This window comes from Halorubrum sp. GN11_10-6_MGM (assembly GCF_005435165.1).
GTDB lineage: Archaea > Halobacteriota > Halobacteria > Halobacteriales > Haloferacaceae > Halorubrum.
On record NZ_SGUC01000087.1, the window covers coordinates 1 to 852 of the forward strand.

The 852-nt window shown below is 51.1% G+C and carries 1 protein-coding gene; it reads left to right on the plus strand.

Annotated features, from left to right (window positions below; genetic code table 11):
* The first annotated feature begins 122 nt into the window (after positions 1-122).
* Complete coding sequence (locus EXE46_RS17285) at positions 123-353, plus strand: hypothetical protein (protein ID WP_199234203.1); 231 nt, start codon at positions 123-125, stop codon at positions 351-353.
* The last annotated feature ends 499 nt before the right edge of the window (positions 354-852 follow it).

An 852-nucleotide genomic window follows, 5' to 3' on the forward strand; every position in this document is an offset into this window, starting at 1 on the left:
GGTTGACAATCACTGAATCCGGTGGTTGGTAACTCACAGCAGCCACCGGGTTTCTGTGACAGGTAGTCTCAACGATATCGAATCAAGGGACAGCGCTGGCGTGAAGCGTTAAACTACAACGGATGGTGTACGGACAGGTACTCCCACAGCCAGACCAGTGGGTAGATAGTGGGGTGACACGTATTGATGACCCGGACATAATACGGGGACTTTTCCGATCGTCACTCTTCGTTACGCAGGCACACGAGACGCCTGTTGTACCCGATGACGCCTACGAGGCTATCGAAGAGGCGCTCATCGAGACAATCGTCGCTGGGTTGTTCACAAACGAGGAAAGCACAGCAAGTCAGTAGCTCACGACCGAGATCCTGTCACATTTTATCGAATCTGTCGGTGAATAGGAGTAACGGCTGGTTGGCACAGCCATTGCCGTTCCTGTTTAACAAGGAAACTGGCGCATTCGCGCCTCAAGAACAGGTCACGTGGCTCTGTTGAAATCCCATTCTTCAGACATATTCTCACCTGAAACAGCCGGTCGATGAGAACTGCTTATTTGGCGAGCCAATAGCTGACAATGGGCCAACCCACGGCAAACCAAGCGGAAATGAACATTATTGCATATATGGAGTATCCATAGAGAATATTTCCGCTTCCACCGATCTGTAAAGCAATACCTCCGAGGAGATAAGCAATAACAGCGAGGAACCATTCCCTTAGGTCCATACTCAGTACCTCACAAAGCATCCTCGACTAGCTGTTTCTGAAGCCTGAGTTTTGTATCGAAGCGGTTGTACTGACGGTCTCGACGGGAGAATCACGGACCGATCGACGGGGAGTTGTCGCTGTCGGCGG

What these genes read in the sequence shown, in the direction of transcription:
- EXE46_RS17285 (WP_199234203.1), top strand. Translation starts at nt 123, where the DNA reads ATGGTGTACGGACAGGTACTCCCACAGCCAGACCAGTGGGTAGATAGT.